Source organism: Phocaeicola massiliensis B84634 = Timone 84634 = DSM 17679 = JCM 13223 (assembly GCF_000382445.1).
Taxonomy (GTDB): Bacteria; Bacteroidota; Bacteroidia; order Bacteroidales; family Bacteroidaceae; genus Phocaeicola; species Phocaeicola massiliensis.
Genome location: NZ_KB905473.1, coordinates 187,802 through 214,410, shown reverse-complemented (window position 1 = coordinate 214,410; position 26,609 = coordinate 187,802). Strand labels below are relative to the sequence as shown.

Sequence of the window (26,609 nt, the reverse complement as noted above, 5' to 3'; positions counted from 1 at the left end):
CTTTCACACATAACAGATACTTAAATCTCCTATTCATGGGATTTTTGTGTGAAAGCAATTCCTGCTTGCCACAAGCCGGGGAACTTATCTTCCCAACCAAAGCTCGGGGTTCAGCTTCGCTGTCTCTTTACGCAGTTGGAAATGAAGAACCGAATTACCTGAACTATCAGTATGAATAGTGCCAAGTATAGTTTTCGTACTTACTTTACTTCCTTTGGACACAGCTACAGAAGAGAGATTGCAATAAACCGATATATAGTTACCATGGCGCACCAAAATATTATTCAAGCCATTGTATTGGAATATAGCCGAAACTTCTCCATCAAAAATTGCACGTGCCTTTGCACCCGGTTTGCCTTTGATATCAATTCCCTTATTATCCAACTTCACATTACGCAGTCCGTCCACAGCATACTGTCCGTAATGACTCACAATGACATACGGCCCCGTGACAGGCATCGGCAATATTCCGCGGTTACGCTCAAAATTGCCTGACAACCGGTGATCTTCATTATTCAAATTGAATTTTTCCACCGGTGCCACCTTCTTTCCCGAAGTTTTAACACCCGATTTTGAAGTAGAGGCAGTTTCCCCACTGCTCTTTTTATTCGCTTCGGCTGCTTTTGCCGCAGCAGCCTTGCGTGCAGCAGCTTCGGCAGCGGCCTTACGGCGCGCTTCCTCTTCAGCACGCTTACGGGCTTTTTCTATTTCAATCTCTATCAACCGATCTATCTGTGCATTCAGTTGTTGTGCAGAACGTTTTTTCTTGGAAATTTCATTCTGTATTCCTTTCTGCTTCTTCTTAAGATTAGCCAAAAGTGTCTGACGGTCTTTTTCCTGAATTTCAAGCTTGGCTTTTTCTGTTTCTCCTTGCTTTAAAAGATTCTCTTTTGCTTTGCGGGTTTGTTCCAGTTCTTTCTTCTTCGACACTACCTGACGTTGCTTACGCTCTATCTCAAGTCCCTGAAGACGCTGATAGTTGGCATACTCCTGCACATAACGCATACGACGATACGTTTGGCTCAGGTTTTCAGCAGAAAAAATAAACATCAGTTTCTCCTGCACAGACTTATTACGGTACATATACTGCACAGATGCCTCGTATTTCTTCTTTTTCTCCTTCAGGTCCCGCTGCAAGGCGGTCAACTGGCGTTGCAAAGTTGTTATTTCCTTTGCCAGTGTATTCACATCCGTTTCGATGGTATGGATATATCTTCTACGCTCTTCTATCTGCCCGGTGAGCAGAGCCAGATTTTCCAATTGGCTTTTCACATCCTTTTTGGTAGATTGCAACAGAGTCTCCGACTCAGCAATCTGCTGATGCAATTCTTTCCGTTTGTTTTCCAGCTCCCTAATCTTCCGGGTGCTCTGTGCCGACAATGCACTCAGAAAACAACAGGCGATACACAGTAGGAAGATACGTTTCATTTCTTAATGAGCTGTTTGAGCAAATCTTGCAATTCAACTTTATCATATTTCTTGGGCACATCGGTATGGGTTTCCCAATCACTGCCGGTAGACAGACGGGAAAAGTCAAAAGTGGCCGTGACGGGCTTCTTGCCTCCTTCAAAGGAAACAAACATGTGACTCGGGAACTGTTTTTTCTCCAACGGACGGAACTTATCATACTTCCAACGCAATCCGTAAGAAGTGCCTGCCAGTCCGATATGGCTTTCTTTCAGCAACCCTTCATCGGCTGTGGTGCGGAAGCGATAAGCAAACTTCTTTCCGTTCTTCACCTCCAGCACGGCATGCTCGTTTTCGGGATGAACGGTGAATGCCGAAATATCGCGAGCAGATAATGTTGTCTTACCGGGAAGGAAGATTTCGTTCAGAAACAATGCCTGCAGGGAGTGAAAGTCCAAATCTGCCTTTGCCAACCCCTTAAGCTCTGCAAACGATACCTGCACGTAACGCTTGTTCAGGCGGTCCATCACCAATATCCCATCGGGAGAGATTTCGGCGCGCGCCACTTCGATGCCGATAAACGGAGCTGTAAGAGACAATTGTATCACTTCATCACGCTTCATGCGGATAGTGCCGCTTATTTTGGTAGCTCCCTTTCCGTTCAGGTCGACAGCCATTGACATCTTTGCCGTCAAAGCATCCCATGCCGGCGCACGGTTGAGAACCTCAGTCATATACTCCGTTTCCGACAAATTACCGATAGACACGCTCTTTTTCATATTCTTGGTAGAAGAACAGGAAGAAACGAATGCCAGCAATACGGCTCCGAACAAATAAATATAGATACGCTTCATCATTCTGCAAAGTATTTCTTTTGTGCAATCTTCTTCTTTAATAATTTCAATTCCTTCTCGTCACGCGGTTCACTGCCTTCTTGGGGCGGTTCATTGGCAAGCTTCTCGGCTTGTCGCCAATACTCCAATGCCTTTTCCTTTTCGCCGCTCATATAATAAATATCTCCGCAATGTTCCACCACCACCGAACTCTTGTCACCCTCGTTCTGCATGGCCTGATCAATATAAATACGGGCTTCAGCATACTTTCCTTTTTCAAAAAGTATCCACGCATATGTGTCGAGATAAGTTCCGTTTGTCGGCTCAGCCTTGACAGTGCGATAACTCATTTCCTCCGCTTTATCCAAGTGCTCGCGTTCTACCGACAGATAATAAGCATAATTATTGAGAGCACCGATATTATCCTCTTTATAAACCAAAGCCGAATCATAAGCAGCGTATGCCTCGACATTCATTTTCTTGATATGATACAAATCTCCCATAATGGCATAGAAATCTGATACGATATTCTTATCGCTTTTCTCATTTACCTGGTTCACCCCTTTCTTAAAAACTTCGAGTGCCTCGTCAGGCTGTTCTTTCTGATGATAGGCAAGTCCCAGATAATAATAGAATTCCAATGTTTCGGGAGTATACTCCAATGCCGGAGTACAAAGTGCTATCACCTCATCCATATCTTGCTCGCGAATGGCGAAACTCAGAAGTTGCAGGCGGGCAGGAATGTTTTCGGGATCAATCTCAAGCACCTTATGAAGCACAGGAACGGATTCCTTGTCCATCTTCTTGGTCAGCAGATATTGAGCTGCCAACATAGCGATGTCCGCATTCTCCTGTTTTCTTTCGAGCATGGAATTAAACAAACCGGCTATCTTGATACTATCCTTGTCGGTTTGTTCCGAACGAAGGATGAGCTGACGCATGATGTTCATCTTAGTATTGCTCTCCACCCTGTCGTTCAACAGTATAGAGTCCAACTGAGCCTGATACAGACTGTCTTCTCCCTTCTTCTCGTAATAAGTAGCCATAGACAGCATGGCAGGAGCATATCCCGGTTCTTCTTTCAACACCTTCTGGAAGATGGAATACGCCTCTTCTTCCTTTCCGTTGTTCATATAAACATCTCCCAAGATAGTGAGATAGCGCATATCGTATGGATATTCTTTCGCAAGATTCTCGATTTCGGTAAACGCTTGTTCGTCGTTGTCCATCGCCAAATACATGCGGAACTTCTCCATACTGATAGCCTCGGACTTTCCATCACGTTCCTCCAGGCGGTTCAGTGTATTGATTACCTGCTGATAGTCTTTGGTACGGTTATAAAGGTCCACCAACGACATCAATGGTTCCAATCGTTTTGGGAAATGGCTTACCATGTCTTCATAAACATAGATTGCTTTTGCCGCCTCCCCTTTATTCTGATAATAAGCAGCAAGTGTCTGATTATACCAATAATTATTCGGGTCGGCCGCCACTGCCTCCTTCAAAGCCCTTTCACCCTTGTCAGGCTGATTGAGGAACATATAAAATTTAGCTATCTCATATAAAGTCGCCGCCCCCTGCGGATAAATGTCCAAGCAATGGCTATACATTTCAAAAGCGGCGTCAAGGTCACCTTTTTCCTTCATGCGGAGTGCTTCCAGGAAAAAATAATCGTATTTACGTCGCTGTTCGGGTGTCAGCGGGTCTTTCTGCTCTTCTGCCGGCGTTTTTTGGGAAGAAGACGCCTTCCGCATGGTTCCGCACGACATGAGCAGAGCCACAAGGCAAAGCCACAATAGCGGCAAATATCTTTTAGTTGTTTGTCTGTTATTCATTATTCTATTCTAGTTTTTACCGGTATGTCCAAAGCCCCCGGCACCACGTTCAGTTTCATCCAAGACTTCCACTTCCTGCCATTCGGCCTGTTCATGACGGGCAATGACCATCTGTGCAATTCGCTCTCCGTCTTCTATCGTAAATTCCTCCGCCGAAAAGTTAATCAGGATAATACAAATCTCTCCCCGATAATCGGCATCGATAGTACCGGGAGAATTTAATACACCAATACCTTTCTTGAGAGCCAAGCCGCTGCGTGGGCGGATTTGTGCCTCAAACCCCTTGGGAAGGGCAATATACAATCCTGTCGGAACAAGACAGCGCTGCAAAGGTTTTAATACAATCGGTTCGTCCAAATTAGCGCGGATATCCATTCCCGCCGATTGCCCGGTAGCATATTGGGGAAGCTGATGCTTTGATTTATTGATTACCTGTACTTTCATTTTCAAAATTAACTTATCTAATAAGATGCAAATCTACACAATTCAATGGATTTATCTAAGCGTTTACAGTTTTTTAAACGGAGATTTTATACTTTTGCAAACATATAAACCCCGAATTATGAACTGGAAACAATTAATATCAAATAAACGCTTCGGACTGGAAGAGCTGCACGAAGCACGGAAAGACGACCGCTCCGAGTTTCAACGCGACTATGACCGGCTGATTTTCTCTGCCCCTTTCCGTCGTTTGCAAAACAAAACGCAGGTATTTCCATTGCCGGGAAGCATATTCGTGCACAACCGCCTGACGCACAGTCTGGAAGTGTCGTGTGTAGGGCGCTCTTTGGGAAATGATGTGGCCAGCCGGCTATTGCAGAAACATCCTGAACTGGCAGACTCTCATATATCAGAAATAGGCTCTATCGTATCGGCAGCTTGTCTGGCACATGATTTAGGGAACCCTCCTTTCGGACATTCCGGAGAGAAAGCCATCTCAACTTACTTCTCGGAAGGGAAAGGAATAGCCTTGAAAGAAGAGCTTTCATCGATAGAATGGGATGATTTGATACACTTTGAAGGAAATGCCAATGCTTTCCGGCTCTTGACGCATCAGTTTGAAGGAAGACGTAAAGGTGGATTCGTGATGACTTATTCCACCCTGGCCTCTATTGTAAAGTATCCTTTTTCTTCACGTCTGGCAGGAAAAAAATCAAAGTTCGGCTTCTTTCTGAGCGAAGAAGCAGATTTCCAAAAAATAGCTACCGAGTTGGGAATCACCCGGCTGAGCCAAGAAGGAGAACCATTGAGATACGCCCGTCATCCGCTGGTTTATCTGGTAGAAGCAGCAGACGATATCTGTTATCAAATGATGGATATAGAAGACGCTCACAAGCTGAAGTTACTGACCCATGCCGAGACAAAAGAGTTATATAGTTTATTCTTCGATGACAAAAGAAAGCAGCGAATAGAAGAGATTTGCCGGATTGTAACGGATGTTAATGAACAGATTGCCTATCTTCGTTCTTCAGTCATCGGAGCATTGATAAAAGAATGCACCCGGGTATTCGTAGAGCATGAAGAAGAAATCCTTTCAGGAGAGTTTGAAGGGTCACTCATCAAACATATCGGTTCTCCTTTAAAAGAGGCATACCAGCATTGTTCGGAGATTGCTTTTCATAAGATTTACCGTTCGAGTGATGTGCTGGATATAGAACTTGCCGGTTTCCGGGTAATCAGCACGCTGATCGACTTGATGATCAATGCAGTGCGTACGCCAGAAAAAGCTTATTCACAGCTACTTATCAATCGTATGTCAAGCCAATATAATGTGAATGCACCTACCTTGTATGAAAAAATACAGGCTGTACTCGATTATATATCCGGAATGACCGACGTGTACGCGCTCGACCTTTACCGCAAAATAAAAGGCAACAGTCTTCCGGCTGTATAGAAGCCTATTGCAATTGCTTAGCCACGGCCGTGGTTAAGCCTGCTCACCCGGGTGGTTAAAGTTAGTCACGGCCGTGGTTAAACTTAACCACAGCCGTGACTAACGAATATCTTACTTTCATCGACAAAAGAAACAAAAAACAAGAGCATGAAGGCATAAGTATGTGCAACTTATTATATCATCAACTGTTTCTGAGTGGTTTTAATGTATCGGAGAAAAACGACACAGGTTATCCCTAAAAGACATTCGGGCAAGTTTACACCTGCCCGAATACTTCAACTGCCTTCCGGCAATTACCTGTCCGGCCTCACGGCCTCTCTATGTATATACAATTACTTATTTCGTTAAAACAGGATGCGCCCCCGAGGTTATCTTCAATGATTCCGGATGCTGTTTCACAAAAGATTCAATATGACGCACACGCTTCTCTTCCAATATTTCATTGACAGCAATCAAAATACCTGTTTCTTCAACATCACCAAATCCATAATTAATAGCAGTACCAAACATGCGCATCGTCGGAGATAAACTCATATATGCATTTACCAATGGGGGGATATTATAGCCCAACTTACGCACCTCAGTATTAAGCACCTTATAATCCTCCTTGAAAGATTCATAACAAAACAAGTTCTTCAATAGTTCCGGGTCCGTTTCAATTTCCAACGATTTCATCGGAGTAATCAGTTTATCCTTATCGCCAAAATGCTTATTGAGGAAGTAAAGAATCATATCACGTCCCTGACGGTGATAACTGGGATACATTGTCATCTTGCCAAAGAAATACTTCACATTCGGTTTGATAACCGTCAAGGCTCCCAAGCCATCCCATAAATTATCAAGAGCAAACAAACCTTTTGAACCTGCACGTGTCGACTGATACTCCAGCGTCACAAACGAACGTCCGAGTTCGACGGTATAAGGCAGGTATTCTTTCAAGAATGTTTCGGAGAAATTAAACATATGGGCTGTTGCCAAAAGTGGTTTTCCATGTTCATCAAATTGAGCCTCATCGCCTAACAGATAACGATAGCCACCCAATATTTCTTCAGCTTCCGGATTCCATACCACCAACTGCTTATAGGGATTCTCCATAATGTCATACTCATCAATATCCATTGACTTTCCTGTACCTCCTCCCGCAGCACGGAAAGCAATCTCACGCAGACGACCGATTTCCTTCATTACATTGGGGGAATCCTGATAGGTTATGACATAAATCTCATTATGACTTTTATTAGTAAATCTAAGGCGCTTATCCTCTGTTAATTCCGCCTTTAGGATTTCTTTGTTAATTGGTGCAATAATCTCTTCCATATATATTTCTCTCTCCTTTGTCTGTTATAGTTTATAGACAACGTCCTTTACAAACTGCGCCCATTGCGCAGGAGTTTTAGACTTATCAAAAGTTTGCCAGGGAATAGGTTTACCAATGGTCAAGGTAAAAGTTTTATGTCGATTTTTCAACATTTCATCAGCCAAATAAAGCATAGCAATATTAAACTTAATACCTACAAATTTACATAAGTTGGCCAAATTATAGAAAAAATCCGAGTTCCGTCCTTCAAAATGCAGAGGTACTACATCGCGTTGCGTCTCCACGCTTTTGGTTACGAAAGTCTTTTTCCATTCCAAATCTCTTATCACACCATTCTGACGACGCGAACAGAGTCCGGCGGGAAACATAATAATATGATTATCAGAAGAAAAACCCGCTTCTACCATTTTAGGAAAATCTCTGGACTGAGAACCGGTTTTATTGATTGGAATACACAACGGCGCCAAGCCGTGCAGGTTCATCAACAAATCATTAACCAAGTAACGGACATTACCGCCATAGTGCTTCCCAAGAATATATCCTAAAGCAACACCATCTTGTCCTCCCAGCGGATGATTACTCACAAAAGTGCACTTACCCTCTTTAGGCAAGTTTTCCAGACCTTTAATTTCCACTTTAGCATCCAGAAACTCCATACAAGCTTCCAAAAATTCAACTCCGACTTTATCTTTGGAGTCATGCAGAAAGACGTTCAACTCATCCTGATGCACAATACGCTTCAAGTATGAAGTAACAAAGCGGGGAATGTATTTGGATTTCTTCCCTGCTTTCGTCTTTAAAATCTTATCTATGTCAATTAAAAATATAGAGTCGTCAGCCATTTTATAAATGTCTTTTCATTGCAAAAGTAACTTATCTTTTTTTATATTGGCAATTTATGACAGAAAAATGAACCCTTCTCTAAAAAAATTAAGAGTTTTTGTGTCTGAGGCAATACAAAGCGCACTATTTTTGCGCAGTTTAAAAACGAATGTGCAATTATTCAACCTCCTTTTTTCATTTCTCACACAAACCGGATTTCACTCCTTTTTATAAGAAAATTATTAAAATTAAACTTCCTGTTTACCAAGTGTATAGCTACTTTAACAACCTGTTGAAAACTTCTCGAAATATTTTCTTGGTTTTATTGTGGGGAATTGTGGGGAATTGTGTAATTTTACAACCTGAATAATATAATAAGGTATAAACATGAGATTTCTCGGCAATTCGGAAGCAAAAACAGATGCAAAAGGAAGAGTCTTTTTCCCGGCTGTATTCAGGAAGCAGTTACAAACGGCAGCCGAAGAATGCCTGATTTTACGTAAAGACACCTATCAGGATTGCCTGGTTTTATACCCGGAAAGTGTATGGAATGAGCAGATGAACGAACTGCGCAGCAAGCTCAATCGTTGGAACTCCAAACATCAGATGATTTTCCGCCAATTTGTATCAGACGTAGAAATCATCACACTGGACGGTAACGGACGTTTTCTCATTCCCAAAAGATACTTAAAGCTGGCAGACATCCGGCAAGAGGTCAGATTCATCGGAATGGATGACACTATCGAAATATGGGCAAAGGAAATTGCAGACAAGCCGTTCATTGCGCCTGAAGATTTCGGCAAGGAGCTAGAAGAAATAATGGGAAACAACAATAATGAAGGATTAGAATGAGCGAAACAGAACAGATATATCACATACCGGTACTACTGGACGAGAGTGTAAGCGGAATGAACATCCAACCCGGAGGCATCTATGTAGATGTAACATTCGGGGGTGGCGGTCATTCCAAAGAAATACTGAATCGCCTGGATCATACGGGACGCTTGCTCAGTTTTGATCAGGACGAAGACGCCGAAAAGAACATTGTAAACGACCGGCGTTTTACTTTTGTGCGCAGCAACTTCCGCTATTTACATAATTTTCTTCGTTATCATAACATAGAAGGTGTAGATGCCATTTTAGCGGACTTGGGTGTTTCTTCTCATCATTTTGATGATTCGGAACGCGGTTTCTCATTTCGTTTTGAAGGAAAGTTGGATATGCGCATGAACAAACGTGCCGGCATGACAGCAGCCGATGTGGTAAACACTTACGATGAGGAACGACTTGCCGACATTTTCTATCTCTATGGAGAATTGAAGAACAGCCGCAAGCTGGCATCCGTCCTCATAAAAGCACGTGCAGACAAACCAATTGTTACGATTGGTGATTTCTTGGAAATCATTAAACCCTTATTTGGCCGTGAACGCGAAAAGAAAGAACTAGCAAAAGTATTTCAGGCTTTACGCATTGAAGTCAACCAAGAGATGGAAGCATTAAAGGAAATGCTTTATGCAGCTACAGAAGCTCTGAAACCGGGCGGACGTTTAGTGGTTATTACCTATCATTCCCTGGAAGACCGAATGGTGAAAAATATCATGAAGACCGGCAATGTGGAAGGAAAAATGGGACAAGATTTTTTCGGAAATGTACAAACGCCATTCAGGCTGATAAATAACAAAGTAATCGTTGCCGGTAACGAAGAGGTGAAACAAAACCCCCGTTCACGTAGTGCTAAATTGAGAATTGCAGAAAAAAAATAAACGAGATGGAAGAAGAACAAAAGCAAAATACGCAACAGGCCAAGGAAGAGCACACCGCTACTTCTCCTAAACACATGTCTATCCGCAGCATATTAGGAGGAGATATTTTAGCAAACGACTTCTTTAAAAGACAAACTCGTTTACTTATCCTTATTATGATATTAACGGTGTGCTACATTAACAACCGTTATAAAAGCCAACAGGAATTGATTGAAATAGACAAGCTAAAGAAAGATTTAGTAGATATTAAATATGATGCTCTCACCCGTTCATCCGAATTAATGGAGAAGAGCCGTCAGTCACGTATCGAAGAATATATATCGACGGAAGAGAGTCATTTACAAACAGCGACCAACCGTCCTTATCTGATAAAAAAAGACTAAAATTATGATGCCGAACCAAAAGAACATAATGACCCGTTATTCCTTCATCATATTGATGATGGTATTGATAGGTATTGCAATAATTTGCAAAGCCGGCGTCATCATGTTTGCCGAACGGCAATATTGGAAAGATGTAGCCGACCGTTTTGTGAAAGAAAACGTAACCGTTCGCCCAACCCGCGGAAACATTATCTCTTCTGATGGGCAATTAATGGCAAGCAGTCTTCCGGAATACAAAATTTATATGGACTTCAAAGCCGGCGGCCATCTGAAAGACTCATTACTGATGCTCTATATGGACTCCATCTGTGATGGTCTGCACCAGATTTTCCCGGATAAGAGCAAAGCAGAATTCAAATCCCATATATTAAAAGGTAGAAAAAAGGGAAGCCGCAACTACCTGCTTTATCCCAAACGAATATCCTATATACAATATAAAGAGGCTAAACGTCTGCCCGTCTTCAACTTAAACAAATACAAGGGTGGATTTCACGAACAGGCATTCAACCAGCGCAAAAAGCCATTCGGTTCATTAGCCATGCGTACATTAGGCGATATGTATCCCGACATTGAGCAAGGCGCCAAGAATGGTTTGGAACTTTCTTACGATTCTATACTAAAGGGACGTGAAGGTATTACTCACCGCCAAAAAGTGATGAACAAATACTTGAACATAGTAGATATACCGCCTGTTGACGGATGTGATATCATTACGACAATCGATGTCGGTATGCAAGATATCGCAGAAAAAGCATTGGTCGATAAATTGAAAGAAATTAATGCAACCGTAGGAGTTGCTATTTTAATGGAAGTTCAAACCGGAGAAATCAAAGCTATTGTCAATATGACCAAATGTGCTGATGGAGTATACAGAGAGATTCGCAATAATGCGGTCTCCGATATGATGGAACCCGGGTCTACTTTTAAGACAGCCTCTATCATGGTAGCTCTTGAAGACGGAAAAATAACACCCGACCAAACAATTGATACCGGAAACGGTGTTTATAATATGCATGGCGCCCGTATGAAAGACCATAACTGGCATCGTGGAGGATATGGCGTAATCACTACTACGCAAACATTAATGTATTCTTCCAATATTGGTGTGTCACGGTTAATAGACCAAAACTATCACGACCATCCTGAGAAGTATGTGCAAGGCTTATATAAATTAGGTATAGCGTCCCCACTTCATTTGGATATCCCGGGAGCAGGTGATCCATTTATCCGTATGCCCAACAAAAACAATTGGTCAAAAACAGCATTGGCATGGATGTCTATCGGATATGAGACACAGATTCCTCCTATCAGTACGGTAACTTTCTATAACGCTATAGCAAACAATGGTGTGATGGTTAAACCTAAATTTGTCAAGGCGATTATGAAAGACGGACAAGTTGTGAAAGAAATTCCGACCGAGGTTCTTAATCCGGCAATAGCTTCTCCCAAAACAATTCAAGAGATACAAGTTATTCTTGAAAAGGTGGTTAGCGAGGGATTAGGACGACAAGCAGGTTCCAAACAGTTTCATGTATCAGGAAAAACAGGTACAGCTCAAGTATCTCAGGGAAGATCGGGATACACCAATGGTATGCGCCAATATTTGGTTAGCTTCTGCGGCTATTTCCCCTCCGAATCTCCCCGATACAGTTGTATCGTAGCCATTCAGAAGAATGGCTATCCGGCATCGGGAGGCGGTATGGCCGGCCCTGTATTCCGCAATATTGCCGAGCGTGTGTTTGCAAAACATCTTGCTCAGGACTTACAAGGTGCGAAAGATTCAACTTCTATCTTAGTTCCTGACGTGAAACATGGGGATATAGGAGCTGCAAACTATATACTGAATCAGATTGATATAAGAACCACCGGTCTGTCAAACAGCTATTCAATTGACAAACCGGTTTGGGGGAACGTTACGACAAATCCCGACAATGTAATGTTCAGCAAAAAAGAAATAAATAATAAACTGGTACCAAGCGTAATCGGCATGGGCGCCAAAGATGCTGTTTACCTATTGGAGAGTATCGGTTTGAAAACCCGTCTAAGCGGAATGGGTAAAGTCAAGTCGCAGAGTATTCCTGCCGGCAATACCATACGCAAGGGACAAACCATACAATTACGATTAAATTAATATAGAAGAAAGATATGAAACTGGAAGAGATTATCAAAGGTATAACCGTAAGCGAGATCATTGGCAATACTACCAAAGAGATTTCAGGAATCAATATAGACTCACGTCTTATTGAACCGGAACATGTGTTTGTAGCTGTAAAAGGTACGCAGACAGACGGACATGCTTATATCACAAAAGCAATAGAAAAAGGTGCCGTTGCAGTGGTGTGCGAGACTCTTCCCGAAACATTGAATGAAAATATTACTTATATCAAAGTAGGCGATACAGAAGATATTGTCGGGAAACTGGCTACTGCCTTTTATGGTGACCCAACATCAAAACTGGAGTTGGTAGGCGTTACCGGGACAAACGGTAAAACCACCATTGCCACCTTATTATATAATATGTTCCGCAAATTCGGTTATAAGGTCGGCTTAATATCCACAGTTTGTAATTATATTGACGATGAAGCAGTTCCCACAGACCATACTACTCCTGATCCCATTACATTAAATCAATTATTAGGCCGTATGGCAGACGAAGGTTGTAAGTATGTCTTTATGGAAGTCAGTTCACATTCTGTTGCCCAAAAGCGTATCGGAGGTTTAAAGTTTGCCGGAGGTATTTTCACCAATTTAACGCGCGACCATCTGGATTATCACAAAACGGTTGAGAATTACCTGAAAGCCAAGAAAGCATTCTTTGATGGCTTGTCGAAAAGTGCTTTTGCCCTAACCAACCTGGACGATAGAAACGGCTTGGTTATGACACAGAATACCAAAGCGAAAGTCAGCACCTATTCTCTCCGCAGCCTTAGTGACTTTAAAGGCAAAGTACTTGAAGACGGATTTGAAGGAATGCTGCTGGACATTAACAATGTAGAAGTCAACGTGCAATTTATCGGACGTTTTAACGCTTCTAATTTATTAGCCGTTTATGGCGCAGGCTGTCTGTTGGGAAAGAAACCGGAAGATGTTCTTCTTGCTTTAAGTACACTACGTCCTGTTGCCGGACGTTTTGATTCCTTGCGTTCACCCAAAGGCTATACAGCTATCGTCGATTATGCACATACTCCCGATGCACTAGAAAATGTATTGAATGCCATCCACGAGGTATTGAACGGGAAAGGAAAGGTGATTACGGTTGTAGGTGCGGGCGGCAACCGTGATAAAGGCAAACGTCCCTTAATGGCTCAAGAAGCAGCCAAGCAAAGTGACAAAGTCATCATCACGTCAGACAATCCCCGCTTTGAAGAGCCACAGGATATTATCAATGATATGCTTGCAGGATTGAATAAAGAAAATATGCGTAAGGTCATCAGCATAGCAGACCGAAAAGAAGCTATCCGTACAGCATGCATGCTTGCCCAAGCCAAAGACGTTGTGCTGGTTGCCGGAAAAGGGCATGAAAATTATCAGGAAATAAAAGGTATAAAGCACCATTTTGATGATAAGGAGGTATTGAAAGATATATTTGCTAATGAATAAACCAACAAGAAATGCTATATTATTTATTTAATTTTTTAGAGCAGTGTGATTTTCCCGGAGCTAGAATGTTCGGTTATGTATCATTCCGTTCCTTGATGGCTGTCATCCTCTCATTGTTGATATCTGCCATCTTCGGAGAATATTTTATTAACTTACTGAAACGGAAACAGATTACAGAGACCCAACGCGATGCTTCTATCGACCCTTTTAATGTAAAAAAAGTAGGCGTTCCTACAATGGGAGGAATCATTATTATTGTTGCTATCCTTATTCCCTGTCTTTTATTGGGGAAACTGGATAACATTTATATGATATTGATGCTGATCACTACTGTTTGGCTAGGCACATTAGGATTTTTGGATGACTATATCAAAGTTTTCCGTAAAGACAAGGAAGGCTTGCACGGCAAGTTTAAGATTATCGGTCAGGTTGGTTTGGGATTAATCGTAGGATTGACTCTCTATTTAAGCCCTAACGTAGTTATCCGTGAGAATGTGGAAATACAAAAAGGAGGAGAAATAGTGGAGATTGTCCATAAAGCTCAAAATGAAAAGTCAACAAAGACAACGATACCATTCTTTAAGAACAACAACTTGGATTATGCCGATTTTGTCGGTTTCCTAGGTGACCATGCCCAAACTGCCGGATGGATATTATTCGTTTTAGTAACCATTTTTGTTGTAACGGCAGTTTCAAATGGTGCCAATTTGAACGATGGCATGGATGGAATGGCAGCCGGAAACTCCGCCATCATAGGTCTAACACTTGGAATTCTAGCATACGTGTCCAGTCACATCGAATACGCCGGATATCTTAATATAATGTATATCCCCGGCAGCGAAGAACTGGTTATATTTATATGTGCATTTATCGGTGCACTCATCGGTTTCCTTTGGTACAATGCATTCCCGGCACAAGTGTTCATGGGCGATACGGGAAGCTTGACCATTGGTGGTATCATAGCGGTATTTGCAATTATTATCCATAAGGAATTGCTTATACCCATCCTTTGCGGAATCTTCTTGATAGAAAACTTATCGGTCATTCTTCAAGTAAGATATTTCAAAAGCGGGAAAAAGAAAGGACATATCCAACGCATTTTCAAGCGTACACCTATCCATGACCATTTCCGCACTACATTAGCACAACTAGACCCTAATTGCAGCTATGTTTTTACAAAACCCGGCAATGTATTCCATGAATCAAAAATCACAGTACGTTTCTGGATTGTCACCATCGTACTGGCTGCAATTACAATTATTACATTAAAGATAAGATAAACAAAAATTGATTATGGCTAAGAGAATTGTCATATTAGGAGCCGGAGAGAGCGGTGCGGGAGCAGCAGTTCTGGCTAAGAAACAAGGTTTTGATACATTTGTTTCAGACATGTCTATGATTAAGAGCAAATACAAAGATATGCTGAACGAACGAGGCATTGCATGGGAAGAAGGAAAGCATACGGAAGAGTTGATACTAAATGCTGATGAAGTAATAAAAAGCCCCGGTATCCCTAATGATGCCCCGATGATTTTGAAACTGAAAGCACAAGGAACCCCTATTATCTCTGAAATAGAATTTGCGGGACGTTATACAAATGCAAAAATGATTTGTATTACAGGCAGTAATGGCAAAACCACCACTACTTCCCTGATTTATCATATCTTTAAAAAGGCAGGACTGAATGTCGGTCTGGCCGGGAATATAGGGCAAAGCCTTGCTTTCCAAGTGGCTGAATACAATTATGATTATTATGTAATTGAGCTGAGTAGCTTCCAATTGGATAATATGTATAAATTTCATGCCAATATTGCGGTGCTGATGAATATCACCCCGGATCATTTAGACCGGTATGACCATAAGATGCAGAATTATGTGGATGCAAAATTCCGTATCATACAAAATCAGACGGACGAAGATGCCTTTATTTTCTGGAATGATGACCCGATTATTCAGCGTGAGCTACATAAATATGGAATTCACGGACACTACTATCCCTTTGCCGAGCAAAAAGAAGAAGGAGCAGCAGCCTATGTTGAGAAAGACAAGGTATGCTTCACCAAACCGATTGCTTTCAATATGGAACAAGAAGAGTTGGCCCTGACCGGTACTCATAATTTATTCAACTCCATGGCAGCCGGTATTTCTGCTAACCTGGCCGGCATTCGCAAAGAATGTATCCGCGAAGCCTTAGGAGACTTCAAAGGAGTGGAACACCGCCTGGAAAAAGTATGCCGCGTAAAAGGAGTAGACTATATCAATGACTCAAAAGCCACCAATGTCAACTCTTGTTGGTATGCATTACAAAGCATGAAGACAAAAACAGTCTTGATTTTAGGCGGAAAAGATAAAGGTAATGATTACAATGAAATCGCCGACTTGGTAAAAGAGAAATGTGTAGGACTCATTTATATGGGATTACATAATGAAAAGCTGCATGAGTTCTTCGACCCATTCGGACTTCCCACAGCTGACGTTCAAAGCATGAAAGATGCTGTGGACGCAGCCTATCGCATGGCAAAGAAAGGTGAATCAGTACTGTTGAGCCCTTGTTGTGCCAGCTTCGACCTTTTTAAAAGCTACGAAGACCGCGGCGAGCAATTTAAAGACTGTGTAAGAGCATTGTAAAAGAGGTAATCTTATTTATTTCAACGTATAAACTGAAAATTAAATAGCATGGACCTGATAAAAGACTTATTCAAGGGCGACAAAGTAATCTGGATTATCTTCCTGTTTCTTTGTTTGATTTCCATTGTAGAGGTATTCAGCGCTGCCAGTACGCTTACTTATAAAAGTGGAGACCATTGGGGGCCCATCACCCAGCATAGTGTTATCCTGATGGTAGGTGCTTGTATTGTGGTACTGGTGCATAACATTCCCTGCAAGTGGTTTAGGGTTCTTCCCTTCTTCTTATTACCTATATCAGCAGTTTTATTGGTATTCGTAATGGGGATGGGTATCATTACAGGTGACCGTGTGAACGGAGCAGCCCGATGGATGACTTTTTTCGGCATCCAGTTTCAACCGTCCGAGCTTGCAAAAATGGCTGTTATTATCGTTACTGCTTTCATTCTTTCCAAGTTTCAGGAAGAAGACGGCGCCAACCCGAAGGCATTCAAATATATCATGTGGATTACCGGTATCGTATTCATATTGATTGCTCCCGAGAACGGTTCAACAGCCATGTTACTGTTTGGAGTCGTTTTTCTGATGATGATTATCGGTCGCGTACCATGGAAGCAACTTCTCAAGCTGATTTCTATCGTAGGAGTCATTGCCGTCATATTTATAGGAATGATTATGGTAACACCCGCAAAGCAATATCGTGATATACCGATGATGCATCGTGTAGAGACGTGGCAGAATCGTATTAAAGGGTTCTTCGAAGATAAAGAAGCGGTTCCGGCCGCCAAATATGATATTGACAAGAATGCCCAGATTGCCCATGCCAATATCGCCATTGCCTCCAGCAATATCATTGGTAAAATGCCGGGCAACAGTGTCCAGCGAGATTTCCTTTCGCAAGCATTTTCCGATTTTATTTTTGCTATCGTCATCGAAGAGCTTGGGTTGTTGGGAGGCGGCTTTGTTGTCGTACTCTACATTTGGTTGCTGATGCGCGCCGGAAAGATAGCTCGAAAAAGCGAAAAAGCTTTTCCCGCATTTCTTGTCATGGGTATTGCCATTTTGCTAGTTTCTCAAGCTATGTTGAATATGATGGTGGCAGTAGGTCTTTTCCCTGTTACAGGACAACCATTGCCTCTCATCAGTAAGGGAGGTACCTCTACTTTAATCAACTGCGCCTATATCGGCATGATTCTCAGTGTCAGCCGATATGTAGCAGAGAAAGAAGAACAAAAGAAACAGGAAGAAGAGACTACTGCCGAAGTCAAGTTGCAAGCAGCTACCCAAATTTTGCTGGAACACGCACGAGGCCTGGTAACAGCAGAAGCAGCGGGCAAACCTGGAAACGAAGATACGCTTTCGGAGGTTTCAGAATCTATTCCGACAGACGAAACAATACCGACAGAAGCTTCCGAAAACAATAAATCAGTCTAAGACTGAACATATTAGGAGTTTATTCATAACTTTGCATCAAAATAGAGCAAGAAATGGAAGAGAATTTAAGAATTATCATCAGCGGAGGAGGAACCGGCGGACATATTTTCCCTGCCGTATCCATTGCCAATGCCATTAAAGAGCAACATCCCGAAGCGGAAATCCTGTTCGTAGGTGCTGAAGGCAGAATGGAAATGCATCGTGTTCCCGCTGCCGGTTATCCGATAAAAGGTTTACCCGTTGCAGGGTTCGACCGTAAGAACTTGCTGAAAAATATATCCGTTCTTTACAAACTGGCAAAGAGCCAGTGGAAAGCACGCAAAATAATCAAAGAATTCCGTCCTCATGCAGCAGTCGGAGTTGGTGGATATGCCAGCGGCCCTACATTGAAAGTAGCCGGTATGATGGGAATCCCCACCTTGTTGCAAGAGCAGAATTCTTATGCCGGAGTTACGAATAAGCTGTTGGCAAAAAAAGCCTGCAAGATATGTGTAGCATACGACGGTATGGAACGTTTCTTCGAAAAAGATAAAATCATCCTGACCGGTAATCCTGTACGCCAAGGGTTACTCAATCATACTATCAGTCGCGAAGAAGCCATCCGTTCCTTTGGGCTTAACCCCGAAAAGAAAGTTGTCCTTATTTTGGGAGGAAGTCTTGGCGCACGTACTATCAACCACTGTATGATGGAAGGACTTGAAAAGATACGCACATCAGGTGTGCAGTTCATCTGGCAAACCGGTAAGATTTACATTGATGAAGTTCGTGCAGCCGTGGCTAAAGCAGGGGAACTGCCCATGCTTCATGTTACCGATTTCATTAGCGACATGGCATCGGCATACAGTGCTGCTGACTTGGTAATCAGCCGTGCCGGGGCCGGTTCTATCTCTGAGTTCTGTTTATTGCAGAAACCGGTCATTCTGGTACCCTCTCCCAACGTAGCAGAAGACCATCAAACCAAAAACGCATTGGCGCTAGTCAATAAAAATGCAGCGCTCTACATAAAAGATGCTGCTGCCAAAGAAGCTTTGTTGGATAAAGCAATTGAAACCGTCCAACATCCTGAATTGCTAAAGAGTTTAAGTACAAATATTGCAAAACTGGCCTTTACAGACTCTGCAAATGTAATTGCACGCGAAGTCTATGAATTGGCTGATGATTATAGAAAGAGAAATGAATGTTAATACACTAAAATCAGTTTACTTTATCGGTGCCGGAGGCATCGGTATGAGTGCATTGGTACGTTACTTCTTGTCAAAAGGCAAGAATGTAGGTGGCTATGACCGTACTCCAAGTGAACTGACGGAAAAGTTGATAGAAGAAGGAGCAGCTATTCATTACGAAGACAGCTCAGACCAAATACCCGCATCATTCCGTGACGCATCAAGCACTTTGGTCGTATATACTCCTGCTATTCCCGAAACACATAAAGAGTTTACCTATTTCCGTGAAAATGGATTCGAGATACAGAAACGTTCGCAAGTATTGGGCATGTTAACTCGTGCCGGAAAAGGTCTTTGTGTAGCCGGCACACACGGCAAGACAACCACTTCGACCATGACAGCCCACTTGCTTCATCAATCCCATGTAGGCTGTAACGCTTTTCTGGGAGGTATCTCAAAAAATTACGGAACTAATTTACTGTTGTCCGATACCAGTGAATATGTAGTCATCGAAGCTGATGAATTCGACCGTTCCTTTCATTGGCTTTCACCTTATATATCGGTAGTTACTGCTACTGATGCCGACCATTTGGACATCTACGGCACTAAAGAAGCCTATTTGGAAAGCTTCCGCCATTACACTTCTTTAATTCGTCCGGGGGGAGCGCTTATCATGCGCAAAGGCATTGAATTGCAACCCGATTTACAAGAAGGAGTACAACTATATACCTATTCTAAAGAAGAAGGTGACTTTCATGCAGAGAATATCCGTATCGGAAGCGGTGAAATATTCTTTGACTATATTTCGCCATTGGGCAATATTGATGATATTCAATTGGGGGTGCCCATTGCCATTAATATTGAAAATGGAGTGGCAGCTATGGCATTGGCCCAAATGAGCGGTGTCACCAATGAAGAGATAAAAGAAGGCATGAAAACTTTCCGTGGAGTAGACCGTCGTTTTGACTTTAAAATCAAGAACGACAAAGTAGTATTCCTGAGTGACTATGCCCACCATCCGTCTGAAATCCGTCAAAGTATTCTTTCCATGCGTGCTTTATACCGGGACAAGAAACTGACTGCAGTATTTCAGCCGCATCTCTATACCCGTACACGTGACTTCTACCAAGACTTTGCCGATAGTCTGTCATTGCTGGATGAAGTAATTTTGGTGGATATCTATCCGGCACGAGAGAAACCTATTCCCGGAGTAAGCAGCCGATTGATTTACGACAATCTGCGCCCCGGCATTGAGAAATCCATGTGTTCAAAAGAAGAGATTCTAGATGTACTGAGAAATAAGAATATAGAAGTATTAATCACTTTAGGTGCAGGAGACATTGAAAACTATGTTCCCCAAATCTGCGAATTACTGAACAAACAATGATTAAACGAATTTTCATACTCCTGTTCTTGTTACTGATAACAGCTTACCTTATAGTAGCAGTTACAGTCTTCAATACCAAGCCTGCAGATCAGACTTGCAAGGGTATGGAATTGATTATCAATGACAGTATCGACCATGGTTTCATCACCCAAAAAGAAGTACTCCGCTTACTTAACAGTAAGAAACTGTCTCCCATAGGGAAAAAAATGGGAGATATCAATACCCGGCTTTTGGAAGATGAACTCAGCAAGCACCCATTGATTGAAAATGTGGAATGCTACCGCACTCCCGGCCGTAAGATAGGCATCGAAGTTACGCAGCGTTTGCCTTTATTAAGGGTAATGGCTGCCAACGGAGACAATTATTACATTGACAGCAAAGGAAAAGTGATGCCGATACCCAACAGTTCGGCCCATGTAGCTGTTGTTACCGGTAGTGTAGACCGTGACTTTGCCACGAAAGAATTATATAAGTTAGGTATCTTCCTACAAAATCATCCTCTATGGGAGGCCCAAATTGAACAGATAAATGTCACTCCTGCCAAAGAGCTGGAACTGGTTCCGCGCGTTGGAGAACATATTATTTTCCTTGGGAAACCCGGCGATTATGAGGAAAAGTTTGAAAGACTGAAGATTTTTTATAAAAAAGGTCTGAACCAGGTGGGCTGGAACAAATACAGCCGCATCAGTTTGGAATTTAGCAATCAGATTATTTGTACCAAAAAAGAGAAGTAAGATATGGCAGCAACAGATTTTATTGTAGCAATAGAATTGGGGTCTTCAAAGATCACAGGTATTGCAGGAAAGAAGCATCCGGACGGAAGTATACAAGTACTGGCCCTCGCCAGCGAACCTTCGTCTGATTTCATCAGAAAAGGAGTTATTTATAATCTGGACAAGACCGCACAAAGCCTTACTTCGATTATCAAGAAACTGGAATCGACATTAAAGGCTTCTATCGGAAAGGTATATGTAGGCATCGGCGGACAATCGCTCCGCACTATCCGCAACACGGAAGTACGCCACTTGGAAGAAGAAACTAAAATATCACAAGAGTTAATTGACTCGCTGATGGACAGCAACCGCGAAGTACCCATCATCGACCAAGATATATTGGAGGTAGCCCCGCAAGAATATAAAGTAGGCATCAACTTGTTAGCAGATCCTGTCGGTGTTCCCAGTGACCATATCGAAGGGCGCTTCCTCAACATCATTGCCCGTAGCAGTGTTAAACAGAATATCGATAAATGTTTCCACCAGGCAGGAATAGAAATTGCAGACTATGTCATCTCGCCATTGGCACTTGCCAATGCAGTACTGACCAACAGCGAAAGACGTTCCGGGTGTATGCTCATCGACTTTGGCGCAGATACAACCACAGTTTCGGTTTATAAAAACAATATCCTCCGCCATCTGGCAGTTATTCCTTTGGGTGGCAGCAATATTACCAAAGATATTTGCAGCCAGCAAATAGAAGAAGAGGATGCCGAAGAGTTGAAACTAAAATATGGTAACGCCTATATCGACCCGTCAAAAGATGAAGAAGAAACACCCAACTATGCCATCGACGGAAAATGCAGTATTGAAGCCCACCTATTGGAAGATATTGTGGAAGCGCGTGTCAACGAAATATTGGCAAACGTATGGAATCAGATTGTGCTCTCCGGCTACGATGACAAATTATTGGCAGGAGCCATTGTCACCGGTGGTGCAGCCAACTTGAAAAATATGGAAGAAGCCTTCAGCAAACGAACCAAACTGGAAAAGGTGAGAATGGCAAAAGACTCCCAACTGAGCCTTAAAGGAGGAATTGAACTGAAAAAAGACGGAATGTCCAACACCATCATTGCACTGCTGGCTGCCGGAAAAGAAAACTGTTATCGCCCTGAACATCCGAGAGAACCGGCTCAGCCCATTCAAACCGGACTCTTTACCGAAGAAGGAGAAAGTGCAGAAGAAAAAAGAAGAAGACTGGCACAGGAAGCTGAAGAAAAACGCAGAAAGGAAGAAGCTGAAAAGCAACGCATTGCCGACTGCGAAAGCTTTATAAAGAAAGCCATCGAATTAAAGAATGCCGAAAAATATAAAGAAGCATTAGCTGCTTTGAGCAAGGCAGAACTACTGGATGTAGAAACCAAGAATGCTCAAATACGAGAATTGGAGAAAGAAATCAAGCAATTGAAAAAAGGCAGCAGCCTTTGGTCAAAGCTCGGTAAAAAAATTACCACACTCTCTGATGACCTGTTGAAAGAAGATTAAAAGAAACAAGTAAATTACATCACCTTATATAATATAGTAAGATTATGTCTGATGAAACTATAATGCCATTCGATTTCCCACAAGACAACCCGACTATCATTAAAGTAATCGGTGTGGGTGGTGGCGGCGGCAATGCCGTAAATCACATGTATAAAGAAGGTATTCACGATGTAACATTTGTAGTGTGCAACACAGACAATCAGGCATTGGCCGAATCGCCTGTTCCCGTCAAGCTGCAACTGGGTAAAGAAGGACTGGGGGCAGGAAATCGTCCTGCACGTGCACGCGAAGCCGCCGAAGAAAGCATCGAAGATGTAAAACATATGCTGAACGACGGCTGTAAAATGGTATTTATCACTGCCGGAATGGGGGGAGGAACCGGAACCGGTGCTGCACCTATCATTGCCAAAACAGCCAAAGACATGGATATCCTTACCGTGGGTATAGTTACTATACCCTTCTTGTTCGAGGGTAACCGCAAAATAGACCAGGCACTGGACGGTGTGGAGCAAATGAGCCAGCATGTAGATGCTTTGCTGGTCATCAACAATGAACGCCTGCGCGACATCTACTCCGACTTCAGTGTCATGAATGCTTTCGGAAAAGCAGACGACACCCTTTCTGTAGCAGCAAAAAGCATTGCTGAAATCATCACTATCCGCGGTACCATCAACCTCGACTTCAATGATGTGAAAACAGTATTGAAAGACGGTGGTGTGGCCATAATGAGTACCGGATACGGTGAAGGAGAAAATCGTGTGAGCCAGGCCATCAATGATGCGCTGCACTCGCCGCTGCTGAACAACAATGATATTTTCAACTCAAAGAAGATTCTGTTCAACATTTCTTTCAGCACCAAAAGCGAACTGATGATGGAAGAGATGAACGAAGTGCATGATTTCATGAGTAAGTTTGGCAAAGATGTGGAAACCAAATGGGGACTTTACATCGACGAATCTCTGGAAAACAAAGTGAAGTTCACTGTACTGGCAACCGGCTTCGGCATCAAAGACGTACCGGGCATGGACAACATGCTCAACAAACGCACCATCGAAGAACAAAAGAAACTGGAAGAACAAGAAGAAGAAGAACAGCGCAAGGATGAACGCCGTGGAGACTACTACGGTCGCGACACTTTCAAAAACAGCAACAAGAAAAAACGCCACAACATCTATATATTCAGTCTGGAAGACCTTGATAATGATGACATCATCAGCATGGTGGAAACAACTCCCACTTATCAGCGCACCAAGACCGTGCTTGAAAGCATCCAATCCAAAGCCATAGCCGAAGAAGAGGAAACATTCAATAACAACGATACCGAAAACGGTGGCATAACAATAACATTTTAACAACTAAAATTATAGAGAATATGGATTTATTTGACGTAATCAGCAACGATATCAAAGAGGCTATGAAAGCCAAGGATAAAGTGAAATTAGAAACTTTACGCAATGTGAAGAAATTCTTCCTCGAAGCAAAAACCGCTCCGGGAGCCAATGATACACTGACCGATGATGCTGCTCTGAAAATTATGCAGAAATTGGTAAAACAAGGCAAAGACTCTGCTGCTATTTACACCGGACAAGGCCGTTCCGATCTGGCAGAAACCGAACTGGCCCAGGTAGCCGTTATCGAAGCCTATCTGCCGAAACAGATGGGGGCCGAAGAATTGGAAGCTGCTTTGAAAACAATCATTGCAGAAGTAGGCGCAACCGGCCCGCAAGATATGGGTAAGGTAATGGGCGTGGCTACCAAGCAACTGGCAGGCAAAGCAGAAGGTCGAGCCATTTCCGCTAAGGTAAAAGAGCTGTTGGCATAAAGTCTTTAAACAGCATAGAAAAAAGACGGAAGCGTTTGCCTAAAAGCGGCTGAAGTCTTTGAAAAAGGCAGAAGAGTTTTTCTGAAAAGACCTTGGTCTTGTGTAAGAAACACTCTTCTGTCTTTTTTATGGCCGGTTTGTATTCTTGGGGATTCAACATATCCAGCCGGCACCAGTCACCGGATGTTGTCTCCTCCGGTTTTCAAACGCTCTGCATATGTTTAGAACTCCCTACGTTGTTTCATTAGCCGGAATAAGCGTTTGCATCCCTTCGATTAAGCCTGTCTGTCAGTCGAATTACTACAGTCTCCGGCAGTGGACTGTATAGTCCGTTACCGTAGACTGTACAGTCCGTTACAGTGGACCGTACGGTCTGTTGCCGTGGACTGTAATAATCTTCCGTTTAAAAGACTTTGGCTGACCCTAAGAAACAGCTTACTCTTCCTTTGTCGGTGATATGACATATAAATCCCCAAGAATAATGACTGCCCCGTTTTCCTTTACTTCGTATTTGAATCCGCAGAAAAATATCGGTTTTCAGGCAAAGAGTTCTTTCAACACATCCAATGATTTAAGCAAAGGGAAATCAGGCAAATGCAAGCGATAATAATCATTGATAATGGTAAGACAACGGTTGCGCTCTGCGCGACTCATGGCAAAAAGGTGCATCGTCTCATAATTCATCCGCATCAGAATATTAATACGAGAAGCCTCATCCGGCTTCAGAAATGCACCATGCGAAGGCTGTATGGGAGTAAAACAAGCATTGAGCAAATCAAAGAAACATCCCTCATCATAATCTTCTGTATTAGGATAGAGACCGAGAAAACGGGAAAAGCGCATCAAAAATACCAAATGAAAATTGGCAAACCCATGCTCACATCCATCCAACCAACGAATAGAATGCTCCAGATAAGCAAAAAGCGGCCTGTTCTCCGCCTCCTCACGCAATGCCCGATAAAGAAACTCGGCAAGAAACATGGCTATGGCCGATTTATAAGGGTCATAGGGCAAGGTATAAAACGGATACCATGATTTAGCCTCCTTAACAGGATAAAGGTTGGTATTCGGGCGATAGTCTGCCTCAAACTCCACCATGGCAAGAGGCTGAAAAAGCACTGACTTCACCGTCGACTTACGCGAACGGGGAATTTTCACCAGGAATGAAGCCCGCCCCGTGTGCTGCGTATAGATATCGACAATGTTCGAAGTATCATTATACTTTAGACTATGAAGTACGATCCCAACTGTTTTTTGCAACATATTCTTCCATTATTAAGCCTCTATCATGCACAAAAGTAGTCATTTTCGGGTAAAACGAACAAAAAACTAAAAAAAATCACTCGAATATTTTGGAGATTAAAAAATAGTTTCTACCTTTGCAACCGCAAAAGAGAAAAACACTCTCCGACGCAAACGCCAAGCTAAGGCTGGCAATTAAAGGCCCGGCCCCTTCGTCTATCGGTTAGGACGCAAGATTTTCATTCTTGAAAGGGGGGTTCGATTCCCCCAGGGGCTACAAATAAAAAATAATAAAAGAACAAAACTAAAGATTAGTCGAGATGGCAAATCACAAATCATCACTAAAGAGAATCAGACAGGAAGAGAAGAGAAGACTTCATAACAGATATTATGCTAAAACAATGCGTAATGCTGTTAAAAAACTTCGTGAGACTTCTGATAAAGCAGAAGCTGTTGCAATGTATCCGGGCATCCAAAAGATGTTGGACAAGTTAGCTAAGCGCAACATTATTCATAAGAATAAAGCTTCTAACCTGAAGTCTAAATTGGCTGCTCACATTAGCAAGCTCGCTTAAGCAAAGTCTTAAACCAAAAGATAAAATAGGCTGAATCATGTGATTCGGCCTTTTGTCGTTTCAGAAAACAAGAATCCAAAATGCTCCGGCATTATTACAGCCAAGCCATAAATTTAATTTTTTTATCCTCCAAGACTCCTTCTGGCTCAGTTTGAAAACTTGGGGGAATTAGTTAAAAACACTATCTTTGTGGCATGAAACAGAACCTTCAAACCCCTGCCACTCCACTGGAGATGTTGAGCTTGTTC

General features: G+C 42.5%; 23 protein-coding genes and 1 tRNA gene. 17 read left to right on the top strand and 7 right to left on the bottom strand.

From position 1 onward, the window contains the following. Positions 1–84: 84 nt before the first annotated feature. The 4 genes from HMPREF1534_RS05305 to dut are packed head-to-tail and all read right to left on the bottom strand — an operon-like array spanning position 85 to position 4,519. Positions 85–1,428, bottom strand: coding sequence for a murein hydrolase activator EnvC family protein (locus HMPREF1534_RS05305; protein ID WP_005942555.1), 1,344 nt, complete (start codon positions 1,426–1,428; stop codon positions 85–87). Beyond that, complete coding sequence (locus tag HMPREF1534_RS05310) at positions 1,425–2,264, bottom strand: DUF4292 domain-containing protein (protein ID WP_005942553.1); 840 nt, start codon at positions 2,262–2,264, stop codon at positions 1,425–1,427. Before HMPREF1534_RS05310 ends, HMPREF1534_RS05305 begins: the two co-directional genes overlap by 4 nt. Further along, a complete protein-coding gene (locus tag HMPREF1534_RS05315; RefSeq protein WP_005942551.1) occupies positions 2,261–4,075 on the bottom strand; it encodes a tetratricopeptide repeat protein in 1,815 nt (604 codons plus the stop codon). Before HMPREF1534_RS05315 ends, HMPREF1534_RS05310 begins: the two co-directional genes overlap by 4 nt. Before the next feature lie 9 nt (positions 4,076–4,084). Next, entirely contained in the window at positions 4,085–4,519 is a 435-nt protein-coding gene (dut, locus tag HMPREF1534_RS05320; RefSeq protein ID WP_005942548.1) for a dUTP diphosphatase, read from the bottom strand. 118 nt (positions 4,520–4,637) lie between these two features. Here dut and HMPREF1534_RS05325 point away from each other — a divergent pair, with 118 nt between their 5' ends. Then, positions 4,638–5,969: a deoxyguanosinetriphosphate triphosphohydrolase gene (locus tag HMPREF1534_RS05325; RefSeq protein ID WP_018452450.1), complete on the top strand. Its 1,332-nt coding sequence runs from the start codon at positions 4,638–4,640 to the stop codon at positions 5,967–5,969. A 336-nt stretch (positions 5,970–6,305) separates the two neighbouring features. Here HMPREF1534_RS05325 and HMPREF1534_RS05330 read toward each other — a convergent pair whose 3' ends face one another. Both HMPREF1534_RS05330 and HMPREF1534_RS05335 read right to left on the bottom strand, forming a co-directional pair. After that, complete coding sequence (locus tag HMPREF1534_RS05330; RefSeq protein WP_005942543.1) at positions 6,306–7,286, bottom strand: GNAT family N-acetyltransferase; 981 nt, start codon at positions 7,284–7,286, stop codon at positions 6,306–6,308. Positions 7,287–7,310: 24 nt separating this feature from the next. Further along, positions 7,311–8,129: a 1-acyl-sn-glycerol-3-phosphate acyltransferase gene (locus HMPREF1534_RS05335; RefSeq protein ID WP_005942540.1), complete on the bottom strand. Its 819-nt coding sequence runs from the start codon at positions 8,127–8,129 to the stop codon at positions 7,311–7,313. 367 nt (positions 8,130–8,496) lie between these two features. Here HMPREF1534_RS05335 and mraZ point away from each other — a divergent pair, with 367 nt between their 5' ends. From mraZ to HMPREF1534_RS05405, 14 genes are read left to right on the top strand one after another with little or no spacing between them, the layout of a single operon-like run. Then, the gene (gene mraZ / locus HMPREF1534_RS05340) at positions 8,497–8,961 is read left to right on the top strand and encodes a division/cell wall cluster transcriptional repressor MraZ (protein ID WP_005942537.1); all 465 of its coding nucleotides are present in this window, start codon (positions 8,497–8,499) and stop codon (positions 8,959–8,961) included. After that, the gene (gene rsmH, locus HMPREF1534_RS05345) at positions 8,958–9,872 is read left to right on the top strand and encodes a 16S rRNA (cytosine(1402)-N(4))-methyltransferase RsmH (RefSeq protein ID WP_005942535.1); all 915 of its coding nucleotides are present in this window, start codon (positions 8,958–8,960) and stop codon (positions 9,870–9,872) included. The genes mraZ and rsmH overlap by 4 nt, the downstream gene beginning before the upstream one ends. A 5-nt stretch (positions 9,873–9,877) precedes the next feature. Next, entirely contained in the window at positions 9,878–10,255 is a 378-nt protein-coding gene (locus HMPREF1534_RS05350) for an FtsL-like putative cell division protein (RefSeq protein ID WP_005942533.1), read from the top strand. Positions 10,256–10,259: 4 nt separating this feature from the next. Further along, the gene (locus tag HMPREF1534_RS05355) at positions 10,260–12,386 is read left to right on the top strand and encodes a penicillin-binding protein (RefSeq protein WP_005942530.1); all 2,127 of its coding nucleotides are present in this window, start codon (positions 10,260–10,262) and stop codon (positions 12,384–12,386) included. A 14-nt stretch (positions 12,387–12,400) separates the two neighbouring features. Next, entirely contained in the window at positions 12,401–13,855 is a 1,455-nt protein-coding gene (locus tag HMPREF1534_RS05360; protein ID WP_005942528.1) for a UDP-N-acetylmuramoyl-L-alanyl-D-glutamate--2,6-diaminopimelate ligase, read from the top strand. Between the two features lie 11 nt (positions 13,856–13,866). Next, positions 13,867–15,135, top strand: a complete 1,269-nt coding sequence (gene mraY, locus HMPREF1534_RS05365; protein ID WP_005942526.1) for a phospho-N-acetylmuramoyl-pentapeptide-transferase — start codon at positions 13,867–13,869, stop codon at positions 15,133–15,135. A gap of 13 nt (positions 15,136–15,148) precedes the next feature. Next, positions 15,149–16,483 (top strand): UDP-N-acetylmuramoyl-L-alanine--D-glutamate ligase, encoded by a 1,335-nt coding sequence (gene murD, locus HMPREF1534_RS05370; protein ID WP_005942524.1) that lies wholly within the window; start codon positions 15,149–15,151, stop codon positions 16,481–16,483. Positions 16,484–16,531: 48 nt separating this feature from the next. After that, positions 16,532–17,914 (top strand): FtsW/RodA/SpoVE family cell cycle protein, encoded by a 1,383-nt coding sequence (locus HMPREF1534_RS05375; protein WP_005942522.1) that lies wholly within the window; start codon positions 16,532–16,534, stop codon positions 17,912–17,914. Between the two features lie 53 nt (positions 17,915–17,967). Beyond that, positions 17,968–19,098 (top strand): undecaprenyldiphospho-muramoylpentapeptide beta-N-acetylglucosaminyltransferase, encoded by a 1,131-nt coding sequence (gene murG, locus HMPREF1534_RS05380; protein ID WP_005942520.1) that lies wholly within the window; start codon positions 17,968–17,970, stop codon positions 19,096–19,098. After that, on the top strand, positions 19,088–20,464 hold the full coding sequence (gene murC, locus HMPREF1534_RS05385; RefSeq protein ID WP_022507399.1) for a UDP-N-acetylmuramate--L-alanine ligase: 1,377 nt from the start codon (positions 19,088–19,090) through the stop codon (positions 20,462–20,464). The genes murG and murC overlap by 11 nt, the downstream gene beginning before the upstream one ends. Continuing rightward, a complete protein-coding gene (locus HMPREF1534_RS05390; protein ID WP_005942516.1) occupies positions 20,461–21,198 on the top strand; it encodes a cell division protein FtsQ/DivIB in 738 nt (245 codons plus the stop codon). Before murC ends, HMPREF1534_RS05390 begins: the two co-directional genes overlap by 4 nt. Positions 21,199–21,201: 3 nt before the next feature. Continuing rightward, complete coding sequence (gene ftsA / locus HMPREF1534_RS05395; protein ID WP_005942514.1) at positions 21,202–22,722, top strand: cell division protein FtsA; 1,521 nt, start codon at positions 21,202–21,204, stop codon at positions 22,720–22,722. 44 nt (positions 22,723–22,766) lie between these two features. Continuing rightward, positions 22,767–24,074 (top strand): cell division protein FtsZ, encoded by a 1,308-nt coding sequence (gene ftsZ / locus HMPREF1534_RS05400; RefSeq protein WP_005942512.1) that lies wholly within the window; start codon positions 22,767–22,769, stop codon positions 24,072–24,074. Between the two features lie 20 nt (positions 24,075–24,094). Next, positions 24,095–24,544 (top strand): GatB/YqeY domain-containing protein, encoded by a 450-nt coding sequence (locus tag HMPREF1534_RS05405; RefSeq protein WP_005942510.1) that lies wholly within the window; start codon positions 24,095–24,097, stop codon positions 24,542–24,544. A 537-nt stretch (positions 24,545–25,081) separates the two neighbouring features. On the opposite strand, the gene recO is transcribed toward HMPREF1534_RS05405, so the two are convergent. After that, on the bottom strand, positions 25,082–25,807 hold the full coding sequence (recO, locus tag HMPREF1534_RS05410) for a DNA repair protein RecO (protein WP_005942508.1): 726 nt from the start codon (positions 25,805–25,807) through the stop codon (positions 25,082–25,084). 184 nt (positions 25,808–25,991) lie between these two features. On the opposite strand from recO, the gene HMPREF1534_RS05415 reads away from it, so the two are divergent. Next, positions 25,992–26,063: transfer RNA gene (locus HMPREF1534_RS05415), tRNA-Glu, on the top strand. A 43-nt stretch (positions 26,064–26,106) separates the two neighbouring features. After that, positions 26,107–26,361 (top strand): 30S ribosomal protein S20, encoded by a 255-nt coding sequence (gene rpsT / locus HMPREF1534_RS05420; protein ID WP_005942507.1) that lies wholly within the window; start codon positions 26,107–26,109, stop codon positions 26,359–26,361. The last annotated feature ends 248 nt before the right edge of the window (positions 26,362–26,609 follow it).